This is a genomic window from Nocardiopsis sp. TNDT3 (assembly GCF_003427465.1).
Classification (GTDB): domain Bacteria; phylum Actinomycetota; class Actinomycetes; order Streptosporangiales; family Streptosporangiaceae; genus Nocardiopsis; species Nocardiopsis dassonvillei.
In genome coordinates this window covers 1-3,291 of the sequence record NZ_QPFC01001277.1, presented here as the reverse complement: position 1 = coordinate 3,291, position 3,291 = coordinate 1, and the positions used below count along the sequence as shown (strand labels likewise).

Annotated in this window: 4 protein-coding genes; 3 read left to right on the top strand and 1 reads right to left on the bottom strand. The window is 70.0% G+C overall.

Annotated features, from left to right (window positions below; all coding sequences use genetic code 11):
• Positions 1-164: 164 nt before the first annotated feature.
• Positions 165-1,220: a M48 family metallopeptidase gene (locus DQW06_RS26820; protein WP_013154373.1), complete on the bottom strand. Its 1,056-nt coding sequence runs from the start codon at positions 1,218-1,220 to the stop codon at positions 165-167.
• 231 nt (positions 1,221-1,451) lie between these two features.
• Between DQW06_RS26820 and nadD the strand changes: the two genes are divergently transcribed.
• The 3 genes from nadD to DQW06_RS26805 are packed head-to-tail and all read left to right on the top strand — an operon-like array spanning position 1,452 to position 3,179.
• Entirely contained in the window at positions 1,452-2,105 is a 654-nt protein-coding gene (nadD, locus tag DQW06_RS26815; protein WP_013154372.1) for a nicotinate-nucleotide adenylyltransferase, read from the top strand.
• Between the two features lie 17 nt (positions 2,106-2,122).
• The gene (gene rsfS, locus DQW06_RS26810) at positions 2,123-2,521 is read left to right on the top strand and encodes a ribosome silencing factor (RefSeq protein WP_013154371.1); all 399 of its coding nucleotides are present in this window, start codon (positions 2,123-2,125) and stop codon (positions 2,519-2,521) included.
• 34 nt (positions 2,522-2,555) lie between these two features.
• The gene (locus DQW06_RS26805; protein ID WP_013154370.1) at positions 2,556-3,179 is read left to right on the top strand and encodes a histidine phosphatase family protein; all 624 of its coding nucleotides are present in this window, start codon (positions 2,556-2,558) and stop codon (positions 3,177-3,179) included.
• Positions 3,180-3,291 lie beyond the last annotated feature (112 nt).

Genomic DNA, 3,291 nt, shown 5'->3' with positions numbered 1-3,291 from the left:
AGGGGCGGCCCGCGTACGGGGGCCGCCCCTCCGGGCCGGGAACCCGGCACCATCTCCCGCCCGGGCGGCGTCGGCTTCGCGGGTGCCGCCCCCCGCGGCCGGGCGCCCGTTTCCCACGCGCGTCGGGAACCGGTGCCGGTTCCGGTGTCGGGGGGAGAGCCCGGTCAGGAAGAGGTTCCCGAGCCCTGGTTGGTGCGGGAGGAGCCGTTGCGCCACCGGTCGGCGACGGTGTCGAAGATCTTGCCGCCCGCGCTGGCCGCGCTGCCCGCGACGTCGCGCAGGGTGCCCAGCAGCGGGTCGCCCGTGCGCTCCCAGGACTGCTTGTAGGAGTCGGCGGCCTTGCGGGCCTCCTCGCCCACCCGGGCGTCGCGGTCGGTGGAGCGGCGCGGGTAGTCGCCGTTGACGATGCTCTGGTAGGAACCGTCCTCGATCCACCGGTGCAGCTCGGCCAGGCGCACCACCGCGAACGGGTGCGTCTGTCCGACCAGGCTGACCAGCTTGATGAGGCTGTCGCGGGCGTCGCCGCCGGACTCGTACTCGCGGGCCTGCTCAAGGAAGGCGTCGGGGTTCATCTCCACGAGCTTGGAGCCGCCCGCCAGCTTCATCAGGGCGCGCTTGCCCGCCTCGGGGTTCTGGCTGGCGAGGATCCCGGCGCGGTCGCAGGACAGCTCGGACTTGCGGTACCACTCCTCCAGCGCGGCCACGATGGCCTGGATGCCGATGAAGCCCAGCGGCACCCACGCCACGCGGGTGGCCAGCCGGATCAGGGCCAGCAGCATGGTGCGGTAGACGGCGTGGCCGCTGAGGATGTGGCCGACCTCGTGGCCGATGACGAAGCGCTGCTCCTCGGCGTCCAGCAGGTCGAACAGGCCCGTGGTCATCACGATGAACGGGCGGTTGCTGCCGATCGCCATGGCGTTCGGCTTCGGGTTCATCTGGATGTAGAGCTCGGGGACCTCGTCCATGTCCAGGACGTAGGCGGCGTCGCGCACGTAGTCGTACACGTGAGGGAACTGGGTGGGACCGACCCGGACGGCACTGGACAGGAACATCAGTCGCAGGGCGCGCTCGTTGAACAGCCCCGACAGGCGTTTGAACACCTCGTCGAACCCGCGCAGCGAGCGCAGCGCCACCAGGGCGCCACGGTCTGCGGGGTGTTCGTAGGCGCGGGGCGAGATCTCGGAGAGCCGGACGCGGACGCGGTCTGGTGTGTTGGCCATATCGGCATGCTATGCGCCGTGATCGCGCTTGGCCACGGTTTCCGGCTTCGAGATATGACGCGATTTTCGGGCGCCGTCGACGCGCCCGGGGGAAGGAACCCGACACGGCGTTCGTTGTCCCGGTGCGAGGACCGAAAAGGGAGGAAGGGGACAGCGGTGGTGCCCTCCGTCGGCTAATCTCGGTTGGCCGATCCCGGCAACGGCAACGTCCACGGCGAAACGGAGCGCACAGTGGCGCACGCAGCTTCCGACGCATCCCGCAACGGGGACTCCCCCGCGCCCCGGGGAGGAACCGGCCCGACCAAGGTCGGCATCATGGGCGGCACCTTCGACCCCATCCACCACGGCCACCTCGTGGCGGCCAGTGAGGTCGCGCACCTCTTCGGGCTCGACGAGGTGGTGTTCGTCCCCACCGGCCAGCCCTGGCAGAAGGACCTGGCCAAGGTGACGCCCTCCGAGGACCGCTACCTGATGACGGTCATCGCCACCGCCGAGAACCCCCAGTTCCGGGTGGACCGCGTCGAGATCGACCGTTCGGGGCCCACCTACACCCTCGACACGCTCCGCGAGATGCGCGCCAAGTACGGCCCCCACGTGGAGCTGTACTTCATCACCGGGGCGGACGCGCTGGGCGCCATCCTGAGCTGGCACAACGTCGACGAACTCTTCGAGCTCGCGCATTTCGTAGGCTGTAACCGGCCCGGTCACCACCTCAGTGACACCGGACTGCCCGAGGGCAAGGTCTCCCTGGTGGAGGTCCCCGCGCTGGCCATCTCCTCGACCGAGTGCCGGGAACGCGTCCGCAAGGGCGAACCCATCTGGTACCTGGTGCCCGACGGCATCGTCCGCTACATCAACAAGACCGGGCTCTACCTAGAGAGCTGAAAGGCAGCAAGCACAACGTGACAGCCACCGACAGGGCACTGGAGCTGGTCAGGGTCGCGGCGGAAGCCGCCTCCGACAAGCTCGCCCAGGAGATCATCGCCTACGACGTCAGCGAGCAGCTGGTCATCACCGAGGCCTTCGTTCTGTGTTCGGCCCCCAACGACCGGCAGGTCCGCGCGATCGTCGACGAGGTCGAGGACCAGCTCCGCCTCCAGGCCGGGGCCAAGCCGGTCCGGCGCGAGGGCGAGCGTGACGGCCGCTGGGTCCTGCTGGACTACGCCGACATCGTCGTGCACATCCAGCACGAGGAGGAGCGCGGCTACTACGGCCTCGAACGGCTGTGGAAGGACTGCCCCGAGATCGACCTCCCCGAGGGCGCGCGCGGCGCCCAGCGCACGCCGCTGGACGAGTTCTGACCCCGACCCCACTGCGAGTGGAGAGGCACACCACGTGAGCGACACCCCTCGTGTGCTGTTCTGGCGGCACGGACGCACGTCCTGGAACGTGGAGAACCGCTTCCAGGGGCAGACCGACATCGCACTCGATCCGGTCGGCCACGCCCAGGCCAGGCGGGCGGGGGAGCTGCTCGCCTCGTTGAACCCCGACGTCATCGTCGCCTCCGACCTGACCAGGGCCGCCGACACCGCCGGATACCTCTCCCGGGCCTCCGGGGTGCCCGTGGAGTTCGACGAGGGGCTGCGCGAGCGCTTCGGCGGCTCATGGGAGGGGATGACCGGGGCGGAACTCTCCGCGCGCTGGCCGGTCGAGCACGCCCGGATGGACATCCCCGACGGCGAACTCATCGCCGAGGTCGGCGACCGGATGCGCGCCGCCGTCGAACGCGGACTGGGCAAGACCCCGACCGGGGGGCTGCTCGTCGTGGTCAGCCACGGCGCCGCCCTCAGAGTGGGGATCGCCCGGCTGCTGGGGATCCCCGACGAACAGCGCGAGATCCTGGGACCCATCAGCAACTGCTGCTGGTCGGTGCTCCAGGAACGCCGGGGGCAGTGGCGGCTGATGGAGCACAACGCGGCCAGCCTCCCCGAGCCGGTCGTGCTCAGCGACGACGCCTGAACCGTTTCGACGTTCGGGCCGGATTCCGCTATGGTTCAGGGAGTCGGCAGGACCCCACAGGTCCGATCGACTCCCTTGAGGGGCTATGGCGCAGTTGGTAGCGCGCCTCCAT

Bases quoted from the DNA above. Each gene is read 5' to 3' on its own strand.
- DQW06_RS26820 (WP_013154373.1), bottom strand. From the start codon at position 1,220: ATGGCCAACACACCAGACCGCGTCCGCGTCCGGCTCTCCGAGATCTCG.